This is a genomic window from Neoluteolibacter marinus (genome assembly GCF_014904755.1).
In the GTDB taxonomy this organism is placed as follows: domain Bacteria; phylum Verrucomicrobiota; class Verrucomicrobiia; order Verrucomicrobiales; family Akkermansiaceae; genus Haloferula; species Haloferula marina.
The window spans coordinates 1-14,976 of record NZ_JACZFQ010000129.1; the positions used below are offsets into that span (position 1 = coordinate 1).

General features: G+C 66.9%; 11 protein-coding genes. 9 read left to right on the forward strand and 2 right to left on the reverse strand.

The window, feature by feature from the left end; translation table 11 throughout:
• The first annotated feature begins 72 nt into the window (after positions 1-72).
• The 3 genes from IG178_RS23560 to IG178_RS23570 are packed head-to-tail and all read left to right on the forward strand — an operon-like array spanning position 73 to position 3,564.
• Positions 73-1,143, forward strand: coding sequence for a bifunctional UDP-4-keto-pentose/UDP-xylose synthase (locus tag IG178_RS23560; protein ID WP_193215051.1), 1,071 nt, complete (start codon positions 73-75; stop codon positions 1,141-1,143).
• A gap of 4 nt (positions 1,144-1,147) precedes the next feature.
• Positions 1,148-2,050 (forward strand): polysaccharide deacetylase family protein, encoded by a 903-nt coding sequence (locus IG178_RS23565; RefSeq protein ID WP_193215052.1) that lies wholly within the window; start codon positions 1,148-1,150, stop codon positions 2,048-2,050.
• A complete protein-coding gene (locus IG178_RS23570; RefSeq protein WP_193215053.1) occupies positions 2,047-3,564 on the forward strand; it encodes an ArnT family glycosyltransferase in 1,518 nt (505 codons plus the stop codon). The genes IG178_RS23565 and IG178_RS23570 overlap by 4 nt, the downstream gene beginning before the upstream one ends.
• 4 nt (positions 3,565-3,568) lie before the next feature.
• On the opposite strand, the gene IG178_RS23575 is transcribed toward IG178_RS23570, so the two are convergent.
• Complete coding sequence (locus tag IG178_RS23575; protein ID WP_193215054.1) at positions 3,569-4,564, reverse strand: hypothetical protein; 996 nt, start codon at positions 4,562-4,564, stop codon at positions 3,569-3,571.
• Between the two features lie 211 nt (positions 4,565-4,775).
• Here IG178_RS23575 and IG178_RS23580 point away from each other — a divergent pair, with 211 nt between their 5' ends.
• Positions 4,776-4,979, forward strand: coding sequence for a hypothetical protein (locus IG178_RS23580; protein ID WP_193215055.1), 204 nt, complete (start codon positions 4,776-4,778; stop codon positions 4,977-4,979).
• Between the two features lie 57 nt (positions 4,980-5,036).
• Entirely contained in the window at positions 5,037-6,626 is a 1,590-nt protein-coding gene (locus IG178_RS23585; RefSeq protein WP_193215073.1) for a glycogen synthase, read from the forward strand.
• A 58-nt stretch (positions 6,627-6,684) separates the two neighbouring features.
• Here the strand turns inward: IG178_RS23585 and IG178_RS23590 are convergent, their stop codons facing one another.
• Positions 6,685-8,967 carry a PAS domain S-box protein gene (locus IG178_RS23590; protein WP_193215056.1) on the reverse strand — a complete coding sequence of 761 codons (2,283 nt, stop codon included), beginning with the start codon at positions 8,965-8,967 and terminating at the stop codon, positions 6,685-6,687.
• A gap of 154 nt (positions 8,968-9,121) precedes the next feature.
• On the opposite strand from IG178_RS23590, the gene IG178_RS23595 reads away from it, so the two are divergent.
• The 4 genes from IG178_RS23595 (at position 9,122) to IG178_RS23610 (ending at position 14,954) form a co-directional block, all read left to right on the forward strand.
• Positions 9,122-10,087, forward strand: a complete 966-nt coding sequence (locus IG178_RS23595) for a PAC2 family protein (protein ID WP_193215057.1) — start codon at positions 9,122-9,124, stop codon at positions 10,085-10,087.
• A 103-nt stretch (positions 10,088-10,190) separates the two neighbouring features.
• Positions 10,191-10,841, forward strand: coding sequence for a response regulator transcription factor (locus IG178_RS23600; RefSeq protein WP_193215058.1), 651 nt, complete (start codon positions 10,191-10,193; stop codon positions 10,839-10,841).
• A 192-nt stretch (positions 10,842-11,033) separates the two neighbouring features.
• The gene (gene ppdK, locus IG178_RS23605) at positions 11,034-13,862 is read left to right on the forward strand and encodes a pyruvate, phosphate dikinase (RefSeq protein ID WP_193215059.1); all 2,829 of its coding nucleotides are present in this window, start codon (positions 11,034-11,036) and stop codon (positions 13,860-13,862) included.
• Between the two features lie 300 nt (positions 13,863-14,162).
• Complete coding sequence (locus IG178_RS23610) at positions 14,163-14,954, forward strand: endonuclease/exonuclease/phosphatase family protein (RefSeq protein ID WP_193215060.1); 792 nt, start codon at positions 14,163-14,165, stop codon at positions 14,952-14,954.
• Positions 14,955-14,976 lie beyond the last annotated feature (22 nt).

Below are 14,976 nucleotides of genomic sequence, written 5' to 3' on the forward strand. Positions count from 1 at the left end.
CGAATGGCGCGGCACGCCCTCACCGGGGCCGCGTGCCGGAGACATTCTTCCATCCGAACCAACGACCCGACCATGAAAGTCCTCATCCTTGGAGCCAACGGCTTCATCGGCAGCAGCCTCACCAACGCCATCCTCCGCCAGCGGGACTGGGAAGTCTTCGGCATGGATGTCGGCGACCACAAGCTGACCCACCTGCTCGACCACCCCCGGTTCCACTTCGTCGAAGGCGACATCACCATCAACCGCGAGTGGATCGAGTACCACGTCAAGAAGTGCGACGTGATCATCCCGCTGGTCGCGATCGCCAACCCGGCCCAGTACGTGAAGCACCCGCTGCGGGTCTTCGAACTCGATTTCGAGGCCAACCTCGAGATCGTCCGCAAGTGCGTCAAATACGGCAAGCGACTGGTGTTCCCCTCGACCTCCGAGGTCTACGGCATGTCGCCCGAGGAAACCCTCGACGAGGAGACCAGCAACATGGTCTACGGGCCGATCGACAAACAGCGCTGGATCTACGCCGCCTCCAAGCAGTTGCTCGACCGGGTGATCTACGCCTACGGCACCACCGACGGCCTCGACTACACCCTGTTCCGGCCCTTCAACTGGATCGGCCCGAAGCTCGACAATGTGATGGAGCCGAAGGAAGGCAGCTCGCGGCTGTTCACGCAGTTCATCAGCAACATCATCTTCCGCAAGCCGATCCAGCTGGTCGACGGCGGCGGGCAGAGCCGCTCATTCACCTTCATCGACGACGGCATCGACTGCCTGCTGCGGATCATCGGCAACAAGGATGGCGCGGCCAGCCGGCGCATCTTCAACATCGGCAACCCGGCCAACAATGTCTCGGTCAAGGAACTCGCACGGATCATGATCGATGCCTTCCGGGAGTATCCCGAGTACCGCGGGCACGCCGAACAGGCGGAGGTCGTCGAAGTTTCCTCGGGCGAGTACTTCGGCAAGTACTACCAGGACATCCAGACCCGCGTGCCGTCGATCAAGGCCGCCACCGAAGCGCTGGGCTGGGTGCCGGTCACCGACCTCGCCACCGCGATCCGGCGCACCCTCGACTACCATCTCGCGCACGAGGACTACGAATTGACGCCGGCCCAGCCCAAATCCGCCCACATGTCCCCGGCCGCCTGACGCCATGGCCCTTCAACTCGCGCTCAAGATCGACGTCGACACCGACCGCGGCACCTCGGAGGGGGTGCCCGCGCTGGTGTCGCTGCTCGCCGGGTGCGGGATTCCGGCGACCTTCCTCTTCTCGCTGGGACCGGACAACACCGGCAAGGCGATCCGGCGGGTCTTCCGCCCGGGTTTCTTCAAAAAAGTCAGCCGCACCGGCGTGGTGCAGATGTACGGCGTCCGCACCCTGCTGAACGGCACCTTGCTGCCGGCCCCGCACATCGGGCGGCGGCACCACGACCTGATGCGGGAGGTCCACGACAAGGGTTTCGAAGCGGGCATCCACTGCCACGACCACTACCACTGGCAGGACCATCTGTTCGACATGTCGCTGGAGGAAGTGCGGGACGAGTTCGGTCGGGCGCGCGCGGAGTTCGAGCGGATTTTCGGCTTCGCCGCGCGCACCGCCGGAGCCGCCGGCTGGCAGGCCAGCGCGGCCAGCAAGCAGGTCTACGACGAGGCCGGGCTCCGCTACGCCAGCGATTGCCGCGGCGGCACCCCGTTTTTCCCGCGGATCGACGGCAAGGTCTTCCGGACGCTGGAGATCCCAACCACGCTGCCGACGCTCGACGAGCTGTTGGGCCGGCCGGAATTCCCGGACGACGCGATGGTCCCCCACTATCTCGGCCTGTTGCGCGACGACCGTCCCAACGTTTTCACGCTCCACGCCGAGATCGAGGGCATGTCGAAGCTGCCCTTGTTCCGCTGCCTGCTGCGGGAGTGGCTCGCCCGCGGGGTCACCTTCGTGACAATGGAAACCCTCGCCGACCAGATCCTCGCCCGCCGTGAAGAGGTCCCGGTCCGCGACATGGAGATGGCGGAGATCGACGGCCGCTCCGGGACCGTGGCGACACACGCAGCATGAACGCGAGTGGCACCGCCCCGACTTCCGCCCCCCTGTGCCGCGGCCGGGTTCCCGCCACCTGGCTCCTCGGATTCCTGGTGGTTTGCCGCGTGCTGCTGATGGTGCTGGCGCCCCACACCGACCCGACGGAAGCCCGCTACGCCGAGATGGCGCGGAAGATGGTGGAGACCGGCGACTGGATCACGCCGCAGTTCGACTACGGGACGCCGTTCTGGTCGTCACCGCCGCTCGGCCTCTGGTTCTCGGCGCTTGGCATCGATCTTTTCGGGGCGAACGAATTCGGCTCACGCATCTTCATCTTCGCCGCGGCCCTCGCCGTGCTGTGGCTGGTCGCCGGCACCGCCCGCCGCGAGCTGGGCACCGGCATGGACCGGCTCGCCGCGGCGCTGCTACTGGGCATGCCGCTGTTCTTCTACTGCTCCGCCGCGGTGATGAACGAGCTGATCCTGACACTGGGGATCACCCTCGCCATGGTGTCGTTCCGGGTCGCCTTCCAGACCGGCAGCCGCGGCCACGGCTACGCCGTGTTCGCCGGCCTTGCGATCGGCCTGTTGGCAAAGGGCCCGCTCGCGCTGGCGCTAGCCCTGCCTCCGCTGGCCGCCTGGCTCGCGGTCACCGGCCACTGGCGGCGCGCCTGGCGGTCGGTGCCGTGGCTCTCCGGCAGCCTGCTCATGCTGGCCGCGACCGTCCCCTGGTATGTCGTCGCCGAGCGCAAGACACCGGGCTTCCTCGCCTACTTCCTGCGCGTCGAAAGCTGGGGCCGCTACCTGCCCAGCGGCTGGACCTGGGACCCCTATGGCAACGGCCACGACGTGATGCCCGGGTTGGTCTGGCTTTACGCCGGGCTGGGATCGTTCCCGTGGTGCCTGATGCTGCTGCGGAGGTCGCGGCCGCAGCCCGCCCGGGCGCTGCACGACGATGCCCGCGGCCTCTACTGGCTGCTCTGGGCCGTGTGGCCGCTTTGCCTGTTCACGCCGCTCAACAACGTCATCGCCAGCACCCCCTTGCCGGCGCTGCCGCCGCTGGCCCTGCTGCTGGCCGGGCGCTTCCGCAGCCGCCATCCGGCGGACTCCGGACGCGTCCCCACGCTGCATCCTGGCCCGACGGTGGCGTGCGCGGCGGTGGTGGTGGGCGCCTTGGTCGTTTCCGTGTTCTTCCCCTCCGTCGCCCCGAAGCAATCCGAGCGCGGGCTGGTCCGCCGCTACGAGAAGGAACGGGAGGACGGCGACCACCTCGTTTATTACGGATCGCGCCGTAGCTCGGCCGAGTTCTACTCGGAGGGGAGCGTCGACCACACCACCTCGCCGGCGGAGCTCGCGGAAAAACTCGCGGCGCCCGGCCGCCTGTTCGTCGCGATGCCGGACAAGCTGCTCAAGTTCGTGCCGCCGCCGGTGCGGAGGCGGCTGGAGCTGGTGCAGAGCTGGGGCCCGATGTCGGCGCTCTACGCCGAGCGGCCGGAGGTTCCCGGCATGACCCGCATCGACCCCTCGCTCAGCGCGCCGATCGGCAACTGACCGCTCACTCGCCCTTCTTCGCCGGGTCGTTTTCCTCGAGCCACTTTTCGCGGGCGGCGAGGTTCTCCCTCAGGGCCGCGATCTTGTCACGCTCCCCCGCCGCCTCGCGGTAGAGGCGGAGGTTCTTGTTGAACTCGGAGGAAATGTCCCGCCGCGCATCGCCGAGCATTTCCCGCAATTCATCCGCCTGGTCCTTGGTCGCGGCCTGGTCGGCGCCGGAAGTGTTGGCGGACGGGTCGCTCACCTCGGCGAGCTGGGCCTTGCGCTGCTCCAGCAGGTTTTCGATGTGGATCAGCTCGTCCAACTGGATCTCCCGCTCGGCGTTTGGCTTGTTCGGAAGTTTCAGGAAGGCCTCGATGGAGGCATGCCGTGATTCCAGGTCGGCGATCGCCTTTTCCAGCGCCTGCTGCACCTCGCGCCGCTGCTTGGCCGACTCGACCTTGTCGCGGCGATTCTGGCGCCATGCCTCGCTGATCCGGCTGTTCTCGTAGTAGATCCCGTAATAGTAGCCGCTGCCGTCCTGCTCGTACTTCGAAACGTCGGTGCCCGGGGGCATGGACTTGACCAGTTCGACGATCTCCTCCGCGCGCTTCTGGACGAGTTGGTCGATCAGGTCCAAGTCCTTCGACAGGCCCTCCGCCGCCGCGCCGGGATCCTTCCTCAGCCGTTCCGCGATCTTGCGGCCCTCGGTCCGGTAGACCTCGATCATCCGCTTGAGCCCGCCGATCGCCTCGCCTTTGACCTGGGAGACACGCCGCTTGGAGTCCTGGGAATCCTTGAGGCCGGAGAGCAACTTCACCAGATCGCCGATCTTCGCATTGGTCTTTTCGGCGCGCTGCTTGATCTCCGCTTTCACTTCCTCGAGGCGCTTTTCACGCATCTCGATGTGCGTCTGCAAGGTCACCACCGACTCGCGGCGGGCTTCCATGTCGATGGCGGGGGCTTCCTGCGCTGCGGCCAGGCCGGCACCGAGGATCCAAGCAAGGAATAGGGTTCTCATGATCCGGGAGATCTATCAACCGGGGGAAATGATGGCAAGTTGCGATCCCCCACGCGCCAGGGATCCATAGGGGATTCTCGTACGCGTCACTACTCCAACCCCTCAGTCCGGAATGATCACGCCGCCAATTGGCGGACGCCGCCGATGTTGCATCATGACTCACGTCCGCCGGATCCGTCCGGCGCGAGATATTATCTCCCGCAGCCCGACCATGAAACCTCCGCATCGCGCCCGGACCGAAACCACAAGCACGCCCCCGGGCCTGGAAAACAGTGCCCGGAAACGCAGCCGGCCGAACCCCGTGACGGCCGAGCGGAACGTCAGGCGGCCGTCCGGCTTCCTCGGCGTGATGCTGGAATTCCTCGATCTGATGGATGCCGGCACCTTCCCCGCGCCGGATTCGAGCCGACACTAAGGACACCAAATCAACCCTCCCCCCTCCCCGACTCCCGCCCACCCCAGAACCATGCACATGTCAGCCCCGGGCCGTCGCCCCCGGATCCTCGTCGTCACTCCTGAAATCACCTGCCTGCCCGCCCGGATGGGCCCCCGGGCGTCCGCCATCCGCGCCAAGGCCGGCGGGCTGGCGGACGCCACGGCATCGCTGGTCGACGGGTTGGAACGACGCGGCGCGGAGGTTCACGTCGCGATTCCCCACTACCGGAAAATCTTCCGCGACCACGGAGCCGCGGCCACCCACGACGACCAGGCCGGCCAGCGAATCCATCTCGCCGACGATGCTTTCTTCCATCACCAGGACCGCGTCTACCGCGACCACTCCGGCGAGGCACAGCATGCGGCGCTGCTTTTCCAGCGGGAGGTCATTCACCGGATCATCCCCGCGGTGCAGCCCGACCTGATCCACTGCAACGACTGGATGACCTCGCTGATCCCTGCAGCGGCGAAAGCCCGCGGGATCCGCAGCCTTTTCACCATCCACAACGTCCACAGTCACGATGTCACCTTGTCACACATGGCCGCGGCGGGGATGGCGCCGCAGGACTTCTGGCAGCACTTGTTCTATGCCCGGGCACCCGGCGAATCCGAACACGCCCGCTGGCACGGCGCGGTGCGGATGCTGACATCCGGGATCTTCGCCGCCGACCATGTCAACACGGTCAGCCCGGGCTTCCTCCGCGAGCTCGCCGACGGCCACCACGGCGCCGCCGGCAATGGCATCCAGCATGAGATCCGGCAGAAGCTGGCCGCCGGCCGCGCCTCGGGCGTGCTCAACGCGCCCGACCCGTCCTTCGATCCCGGCAGCGATCCTGCCTTGGCGGCCACTTTCGGTGCCGGCAACCACGCGGCCGGCAAGGCGGCCAACAAGCGGGCGCTGCAGGAGGAACTCGGCCTCGAACCCGACCCCGCCGCACCGGTGTTCTTCTGGCCCTCGCGGCTGGACCCCACCCAGAAGGGGCCCGAACTGCTGGCGGAAATCCTTCACCGGACCCTCTCCGACCACTGGCACCGCGGACTCCAGGTGGCGATCATCGCCGACGGTCCCTTCCAGCACTGCTTGCGCCAGATCGTTGACCACCACGGCCTGCACCGCCGCGTCGCGGTGCACGGATTCGACGAGCGCCTGGCCCGGCTCGGCCATGCCGGCGCTGACTTCATGCTGATGCCGTCGCGCTTCGAGCCCTGCGGCCTGCCGCAGATGATCGCCCCGCTCTACGGCTGCCTGCCGGTCGTCCACGCGACCGGCGGCCTGCGCGACACCGTCCGCCCGCTCGACGTCGGATCCTCATCGGGCAACGGCTTCCGCTTCGAGGATGCGGACGGCAACGGCCTGCGCTGGGCCATCGACCAGGCGATGATTTTCCATCAACTGCCGCCCCGCGTCCGCCAGCGGCAGATCCGGCGGATCATGGCCGAAAGCCGGGACGAGTTCGATGCCGGCCGCTTCACGGAAAACTACCTGGACCTCTATGCGAGCCTGCTCGGCCGCGAAGTGGCACCCTCGACCCGCTCCAAACCGGCGGCCGCCCCGCCGCCACGGACCGGCAAGCGACGGCTGCCACGCGAAAAGTTTCTCCCCCTGGAGAGCCGTCCCGCCGCGTGACCCCCTCCCGTGCGGTGGAGGACGCCGCCTCGCCCGACCGGTGACCCCGGTCGGGCGATCACGGCGCGGCGTCCCGGACACTGCAGAAGACCCGGGTGCCGGCGCGGTTCTTCCGGCGGCTGATCCGGAAGGTGCCGCCGATCGCCGCGGCGCGGTATTTCATGATGTGCAGTCCGAGTCCGCTGCCCAGCTCCTCGGCATGGTCGATGCCCCGTCCTTCGTCGCAGACCTCCAGCTCGATCGTATCGCCGCTGCGGGTCAGAGAGATGAGGATCGCTTCGCCGTTGGAGTGCTTCACCGCGTTGTTGACCGCCTCCTGGGTGATCCGGAACAGGTGATGGGAGACGATCTGGTCGTGGACCAGGATCGACACCGGACAGTGGAGGCGGCAGCTCACGTCGGTGGTCGTGTTCACGGATTCAATCAAGCGCCGCAGGGTGATCATCAGGTCTTCCGGATGGGAACCGACGGGGCGCAGGCCGCGGGCAATGCTGCGGGTCGTGGTGATCGCGTTCTGGATCATCGCCACCACCTCTTCGCCGGCCGCGACGGCCTCGGAGTCCCCCGGCGATTCCGCGAGCAGGCGGACCAGGGACTCGGCCCGCAGCTTGATCCCGGTGAGGAGCGAGCCGAGGTCGTCGTGCAGGTCGTTGGCGATCCGCTGCTGCTCCTCCTCCGCCGCGCGGACCACCTCCTGCTCGAGTTCGTGGCGGCGGGTGACATCCAGGATGTGGGCGACGAAACAGGGCCGGCCGCGATAGGTGGTCATCTGCGCCGAGATCTCGACATTGTAGCAGGTCCCGTCCTTGCGCTGCAGCTTGTCCTCGAGGTCGATCTTGCTCTTGGCCCCGGAACGGAGGATCTCCAGCAAGCTGTTGAGCCGCTCCGGATCGCCGCGGGAAACGAGGTCGAGCGGCGACATTTCCCGGAGCTCCTCCATCGTGTAGCCGACATTGACGCGCCCGCCGCGGTTCACCTGGAGGAATTTAAGCGTCTCGGCATCGACCACGAAAATCTCCCCGAGCGATTCCTCGACCAGGCGGCCGAGGCTGGTCTGGGCGTCCTCCGCCTCCTTCCGGCCGGTGACGTCGCGGATGATCCCGGTGTAGACGTCGGCACCATCGACCTTGTTGACCGAGAGATCGGCGGGAAACACCGAGCCGTCCTTGCGTTTTCCCGAGACTTCCCGGCCGATCCCGATGATGTGGTTCTCCCCGGTCCGCCGGTGGCGTGCGAGGTAGCCGTCGTGCTCCTCATGATAGGGCGACGGCATCAGCATTTTCACGTTCTCGCCGATCAGCTCGTCGCGGCCGTAGCCGAAGATCCGCTCGGTGGCGGGATTGACACTGAGGATGGTCCCCTGGTTGTCGATGGTAATGATCGCGTCGACCGCGGCGTGGAGGATCGAACTCAAGCGCTCCTCGCGATCGCGGAGCTCGGCCAGCGCCCGCTGGCGCTCCGTGATGTCCTCGGCGATCGAGACGTAGTGGGAGATCCCGCCGTTTTCGTCCTCGATCGGGGCGATGACGATCAGCTCCCAGTAGAGTTCTCCGGACTTCTTGCGGTTGCAGATCTCGCTGTGCCAGGCGCGTCCCGAGGCGATGGTTTCATGCAGCCCGCGGTAGAAGTCCGGGGTGTGGACGCCGGATTTCAGGATCCGCGCATTCCGGCCCAGCACTTCTTCCAGCTGGTATCCGGTCACCTCGAGGAAGGCGGGGTTGACGTATTCGATTTCCGCCGAGGTGCCGGTGATCATCACGCTGGCCGGACTCTTCTCGATGGCGCGCGACAGCTTGTGGAGGTTGCGGCTGCTGGTGCGGAGGGCCAGGCGGGCGCGGGTGAGCTCGGTGATGTCCGCGCTGACGCCGACGAAGCCGCGGAATTCCCCGGCATCCGATTGCAGCGGCCGGCCCCAGGTTTCGAGCCAGCGCCATTCGCCGTCGACCCGCCGCATGCGGACCTCGCCGTGGAAGTCCCGCCGCTTCCCGACGCAGCCGGCGAGTTCGCCGGCATAGGCATCGCGGTCGTCGGGATGAACGAAGGCCAGCCAGCGGTCGCCGCTCATTTCATCCTCGCCGACTCCGAAAAATTCGCACGACCCGTGACTCACGGAATCCAGCCGGCCCTCCCGGTCATGGACCCAGACGATGAGCGGCAGGTCCTGGAACATGTTCCGGAACCGCTGCTCGCCGTCGCCGGGAAAGCCGGGTGTCTCCCGCCTTTCGAGTTCCGTCACCCGGGCCTTCAGCCCGCGCACCAGGCGCCGCAACTCCTCCGGCGACATGCGGTCGATGTCAGCCGGCGGCAGGCACCGGGGATCTGTGGAAGATGGCTTCGACATGTGGGGAGAACGGAGGATTCGGGACGTGGGCAGCCAAGCGATCATCCATACCCCACCGGCGGTGCGATGACCATCCCTCAAGCTCCTGACTGCCGGGAATTCCGATACGCCTTCCGTTTGCCCCGGCACCACGGCACGCCTATATTGCCCGGCTATGAGAGAGCCTTCACAGCTCGATCACCCCTGGATGGTCGCGGTGTGGCCGGGAATGGGCAACGTGGCGATCAACGCCGGCTACTTCCTCCTGGCAAAGCTGCGGATGCACCTGGAGTCCGAACTCGATGCGCGCCGGCTATTCGAAATCGGCCACGTCCAGGTGGAGCACGGCATCATCCGTGCCGGCCGGCTGCCGCGGAGCCGCTTCTTCCGCTGGCGGAACCCGGAGCAAGGGCGGGACCTGATCGTCTTCCTGGGCGAGGCACAGCCACCTTCGGGAATCGACGACTACTGCCGGCGGATCGTCGACCACGCGCGGGAACTGGGGGTGGAGCGGATCTACACCTTCGCCGCGATGGCCACGCCCATGCAGGTGGCGGACCCCTGCCGGGTGTTCGTGGCGGCCACCACTCCCGCCGCGGTGGAAGAGGGCCGCAAGCTGGGACTGGTCGTCCTCAACGATGCCCGGATCAGCGGGCTGAACGGCGTGCTGCCGGAGCTGGCCGCGGAGGGCGGGATCGAGGGCGTCTGCCTGCTGGGCGAAATGCCGCAGGTTTTCACCCAGGTCACCTACCCCAGGTCCTCGCTCGGCGTGCTGAAGGTTTTCCTGCGGATTGCCGGGATCGAGGTCGACCTCGGCGACCTGGAGCGGGACGCCACGACCATGGACGAACACCTGACGACGCTGATGTCGCGGATCGGCGAAGCCCTGCGCTCCCAGCAAGAGGGCGGGCCGCAATTCCCGGAACCCGAACACGAGGACGAGCCGTCGTCGGAACTCTCCGCGGAAGACCGGCGGCGGATCGAGGAGCTTTTCGCCAGCTCCACCGAGGACCGATTGCACGCCTACCAGCTGAAGAAGGAGCTCGACCGCCTGAAGGTGTTTCCCGAGTACGAGGACCGCTTCCTGGACCTGTTTCAGAAATCGGGCGGCAACGGCCAGCCGCCGGAGACCGACGAATGAACCCGCGGCGAACGGCGGTGGCCCGGCCGGCATCCAACTCTGTCTTGAATTCAGCTCCGCCGGCACCCAGCATCGTAGGGAAACCGGGAAAGCCCCCATCGGCATGAACAAGATCCTGATCGTGGATGACCACCCGATCCTCAGGGACGGCCTCGAAAGCATCATCAAGCGGGAGCGCGGGCTCGCGGTGTGCGGGAAGGCGGGCACCGTCGCGGAGGCGCTGGAACTGGTGGAGCGCACCGATCCCGACCTCGTGCTGACCGACCTCAGCCTGCCCGGCCGCAACGGGCTGGAACTGATCAAGGACCTGCGGACGCTGCAGCCGCTGCTGCCCGTGATGGTGATGTCGATGCACGACGAGCTGATCTACGCCGAGCGCATCCTGCGGGCCGGCGGGCGCGGCTACGTGATGAAGGAAGTGCCCGCGGAGGTCCTGCTGCAGGCGATCCGCCGCGTGCTGGGCGGCGGGGTTTTCGTCAGCGACACCGTCACCAACCACTTCCTCGGCGGCATGTCGGGCCAGGCCGGCGGCACGCCCGGCTTCCCGATCCAGCGCCTGACCGACCGCGAACTGGAGGTGTTCGACCTGATCGGCCGCGGCAAGGGCAACCAGGAGATCGCCCGGCTTCTCTCCATCTCCCCGCGCACCGTCGATGCCCACCGCACCCACATCCGCGACAAACTCGGGCTCGGCGACGGCAACGAGCTGATCCGCTACGCGGTCCGATGGGTGGAATCCGACGTGCCCCGGTGAGCCGGCCCGGACCGCCGGACGAATGCGAGATGCGGGAATTTGCACCCCGCTCGACCACGGCCGAAGCAACGGAACTGGTTCATTGACACGGGGTTTGTCACCGCTAGCCTCGCGCGTCCGCGCCCGGGGGCCCGGCGACCTCTCGTCGTCCCCACGCGCTTTCCTACAGTCAACCCACTCCACGAACTACAGATGGCTACCGTGAAGAAGTCCGCGAAAAAAGCGGCCAAGAAAGCGCCCTCCGCCAAGGGCATCAAATACGTCTACACCTGGGGCAACGGCAAAGCCGACGGCAACGGGACGATGAAGGCCCTCCTTGGAGGCAAGGGCGCGAACCTCGCGGAAATGACCCGCATCGGCCTGCCGGTTCCCGCCGGCTTCACCATCACCACCGAGGTCTGCACCTACTACTACGACCACAAGCGTACTTACCCCAAGACGCTCCGCGCCCAGATGGAAGCCGGCGTGGCGAACATGGAGAAGATCATGGGTTACAAGTTCGGTGACTCCCAGGGCTTCCCGCTCCTCGTCGCCGTCCGCTCCGGCGCCCGCGACTCGATGCCGGGCATGATGGACACCGTCCTCAACCTCGGCCTCAACGACAAAACCGTCGCCGCACTGGCCAAGGCCACCGACAACGAGCGCTTCGCCTGGGACTGCTACCGCCGCTTCATCCAGATGTACGGCGACGTCGTGCTCGGCGTGCAGAAGCTCCCGACCGAAGACCACGAGCCTTTCGAATCCGTCATCGAGCACTTCAAGCACGAAGCCTACGGCAAGGACGTCGTCGACTCCGACCTCACCGCCGAGGACAACAAGGAGCTGGTCGCCCGCTTCAAGAAGCTGGTGCTCGACCGCACCGGCCACGGTTTCCCCGAAGATCCCTGGGAGCAGCTCGAAGGTGCCGCCGGCGCCGTCTTCGGCTCCTGGATGAACGACCGCGCGATCGTCTACCGCCGCAAGTACGGCATCCCCGCCGCCTGGGGCACCGCCGTCAACGTGCAGGCCATGGTATTCGGCAACACCGGCAAGAACTCCGGTTCCGGCGTGGCCTTCACCCGCAACCCCGCCAACGGCGAGAACGTCCTCTACGGTGAGTTCCTCGTGAACGCCCAGGGCGAGGACGTCGTCGCCGGCGTCCGCACCCCGGACCCGGTCTCCGGCATGGCCAAGGCCCTGCCCGGTGCCTTCAAGGAACTGATGAAGGTCCGCACCATCCTCGAGAAGCACTTCAAGGACGTGCAGGACGTCGAGTTCACCATCCAGGACGGCAAGCTGTTCATGCTCCAGACCCGCAACGGCAAGCGCACCGCTGCCGCCGCGCTGAAGTTCGCCGCAGACATGGTCAAGGAGAAGCTCATCGACTGGAAGACCGCCGTGCTTCGCAACCCGGCCGACCAGCTCGACCAGCTGCTCGCCCCGGTCTTCGACGCCGCCGAAGCCAAGAAGGCCGAGGTCATCGCGAAGGGCCTCCCGGCCGGCCCGGGTGCCGCTTCCGGCAAGATCTACCTCAACGCCGACCGCGCCGCCGCGGCCGCCGCCAAGGGTGAAAAGGTCCTCCTCGTCCGCGTCGAAACCTCCCCGGAAGACCTCCGCGGGATGATCGCCGCCGAAGGCATCCTCACCTCCCGCGGTGGCGTTTCCTCGCACGCCGCGCTCGTTGCCCGCCAGATGGGCAAGGTCTGCGTCTGCGGCGCTTCCGGCGTCGAGGTCGACTACGAGAAGCTCACCGTCTCCGCCGGTGGCAAGACCTTCAAGGAAGGTGAATACCTCTCGATCGACGGCACCGCCGGCACCGTTTACGGCGGCGAGCTCGCCACCGAGCCCTCGGAAATCATCACCGGCCTGATCTACAACAAGAAGGCCTCCCAGAAGACCGAGAAGTTCAAGAACTTCGTCCAGCTCATGGAATGGTGCGCCCAGGCCACCAAGATGGGCGTCCGCACCAACGCCGACACCCCGGAGCAGGTCAAGAACGCCATCGCCTTCGGCGCCGAAGGCATCGGCCTCACCCGCACCGAGCACATGTTCTTCGAAGGCGACCGGATCGACGCGATGCGCGAGATGATCCTGGCCGACAACGAGACCCACCGCCGCGCCGCCCTCAAGAAGCTCCTCCCGCACCAGCGCAAGGACTTCTTCGGCATCTTCAAGGCGCTTGAAGGCAAGCCGGGCACCATCCGCCTGCTCGACCCGCCGCTCCACGAGTTCCTGCCCCACACCAAGGAGCAGCAGATGGACCTGGCCCGCAAGCTGGGCGTCAAGGTCGAGACCATCATGCACCGCGTCGAGGAGCTCCACGAGTTCAACCCGATGCTCGGCCACCGCGGCTGCCGCCTCGCCATTTCCTACCCGGAAATCGCCGAGATGCAGGCCCAGGCCATCTTCGAAGCCGCCGCGCAGTGCGTGAAGAAGGGCATCGAGGTGCAGCCGGAAGTGATGGTCCCGCTCGTCGGCTACGCCCGCGAGCTGGAGCTGCAGGTGGAAATCATCCACCGCGTCGCCAAGGAAGTCATGGCCGCCAAGGACGTGAAGTTCAGCTACCTGGTCGGCACCATGATCGAAGTCCCGCGCGGTGCCGTCACCGCCGACGAGATCGCCGCCCACGCGCAGTTCTTCTCCTTCGGCACCAACGACCTGACCCAGACCGCGCTCGGCGTCAGCCGCGACGACATGGGCTCGTTCCTCAACAGCTACACCGAGAACGACATCTATCCGAAGAACCCCTTCGCCTCGCTCGACACCACCGGCGTCGGCCAGCTGATGGAGATCGCCGTCGAGAAGGGCCGCAGCACCCGGAAGAACATCAAGCTCGGCATCTGCGGTGAGCACGGTGGTGATCCGGACTCGGTCAACTTCTGCCACAAGCTCGGCCTCGCCTACGTGTCCTGCTCGCCTTACCGCGTGCCGGTCGCCCGCCTCGCCGCCGCCCAGGCCGCGATCAACGACGGCTCCAAGCCGAAGGCCGCCAAGAAGGCCCCGGCGAAGAAAGCCGCCAAGAAGGCTGCCAAGAAGAAGTAAGCGTCCGCGCTGACTTCCGAATCCTCCAGAGCCGCCCCGGGAAACCGGGGCGGCTTTTTTCGGGCCTCCCGTGGTCCGCGCTTCCGCTTTCCGCTGGCCAACGGGCGGAGCGGGTTTATCGGGTCACCCGGTGAATCCCCATCCGATGAAAAGAACGCACGCATCGCTGCGGAGGAAAGGCCGGGCCGCGCCCAAGACCGGCGGCCGGAACGCTGCTTCCAAGATCGGGCCCGAAAACACCGCGATCAATCTGACCCCGCATCCCGGCCTGCCAGCCGGCCATGGAGATCATCCGGCGAAATGACGGACCCGACGTGTCAATCTTCCGGAGCCACGGTCCAGGTCATGACCTTCAACGCGTGGTGCGATCATCCGGCCCACCCGGATTGGGAAAAGCGGCGGGCGGCTTGCGCCAGCGTTTTCAGGGAGACCACCGCGGACGTCGTGGCGGGACAGGAATTCACCTCGCGCATGCTCGACGATCTGTCCCGCGACCTGGAACAGTACCGTTGGATCGGCGCCGGCCGGGACGACGGCGACCGCGCAGGAGAGTTCACACCGGTTTTCTATCGCCCCGATCGCCTGGAACTGTCGCGCCACGGAACCTTCTGGCTCGCGCCGGATCCCTCCACGGTGGGTCTCGGATGGAACGCCCGGTGCCACCGCACCACGACCTGGGCGGAGTTCCGCGACCACGAGACGGGCCGGCCGTTCTTGTTTGCCAGCACCCATTTCGACCATCGGGGCGGGCTCGCCCGGACCCAGAGCGCCCGGCTGCTCCGGACTCACTTGCCCGCGCTCTCGAACGGAATCCCCTCGATCTTGGCCGGGGACTTCAACTGCCGGCCATCGTCGCGGCCCTACCGGGTGCTGTCGGAAGCCTGGCAAGATGCCCGGCACGCCACCCGGACTCCACCCCGCGGTCCCGCCCGCACCTGGCGCGGCTGGTCGAGGTTGGGACTCGGCGCCGCGCGCATCGATCATGTCTTCGTCTCTCCCCGCATCCCGGTCCTCGAATACCGGGTATGGGATACTCCCGCGGTGCGCCTCGCTTCCGATCACCGCCCCGTGACGGCCCGGCTGCGCCTTTGACCCTTCCCCGCGGTCCGGGGGA

What these genes read in the sequence shown, in the direction of transcription:
- IG178_RS23575 (WP_193215054.1), bottom strand. Translation starts at nt 4,564, where the DNA reads ATGAGAACCCTATTCCTTGCTTGGATCCTCGGTGCCGGCCTGGCCGCA.
- IG178_RS23565 (WP_193215052.1), top strand. Translation starts at nt 1,148, where the DNA reads ATGGCCCTTCAACTCGCGCTCAAGATCGACGTCGACACCGACCGCGGC.
- IG178_RS23590 (WP_193215056.1), bottom strand. Translation starts at nt 8,967, where the DNA reads ATGTCGAAGCCATCTTCCACAGATCCCCGGTGCCTGCCGCCGGCTGAC.
- IG178_RS23580 (WP_193215055.1), top strand. Translation starts at nt 4,776, where the DNA reads ATGAAACCTCCGCATCGCGCCCGGACCGAAACCACAAGCACGCCCCCG.
- IG178_RS23570 (WP_193215053.1), top strand. Translation starts at nt 2,047, where the DNA reads ATGAACGCGAGTGGCACCGCCCCGACTTCCGCCCCCCTGTGCCGCGGC.
- IG178_RS23600 (WP_193215058.1), top strand. Translation starts at nt 10,191, where the DNA reads ATGAACAAGATCCTGATCGTGGATGACCACCCGATCCTCAGGGACGGC.
- IG178_RS23560 (WP_193215051.1), top strand. Translation starts at nt 73, where the DNA reads ATGAAAGTCCTCATCCTTGGAGCCAACGGCTTCATCGGCAGCAGCCTC.
- IG178_RS23610 (WP_193215060.1), top strand. Translation starts at nt 14,163, where the DNA reads ATGACGGACCCGACGTGTCAATCTTCCGGAGCCACGGTCCAGGTCATG.
- ppdK (WP_193215059.1), top strand. Translation starts at nt 11,034, where the DNA reads ATGGCTACCGTGAAGAAGTCCGCGAAAAAAGCGGCCAAGAAAGCGCCC.
- IG178_RS23595 (WP_193215057.1), top strand. Translation starts at nt 9,122, where the DNA reads ATGAGAGAGCCTTCACAGCTCGATCACCCCTGGATGGTCGCGGTGTGG.
- IG178_RS23585 (WP_193215073.1), top strand. Translation starts at nt 5,037, where the DNA reads ATGTCAGCCCCGGGCCGTCGCCCCCGGATCCTCGTCGTCACTCCTGAA.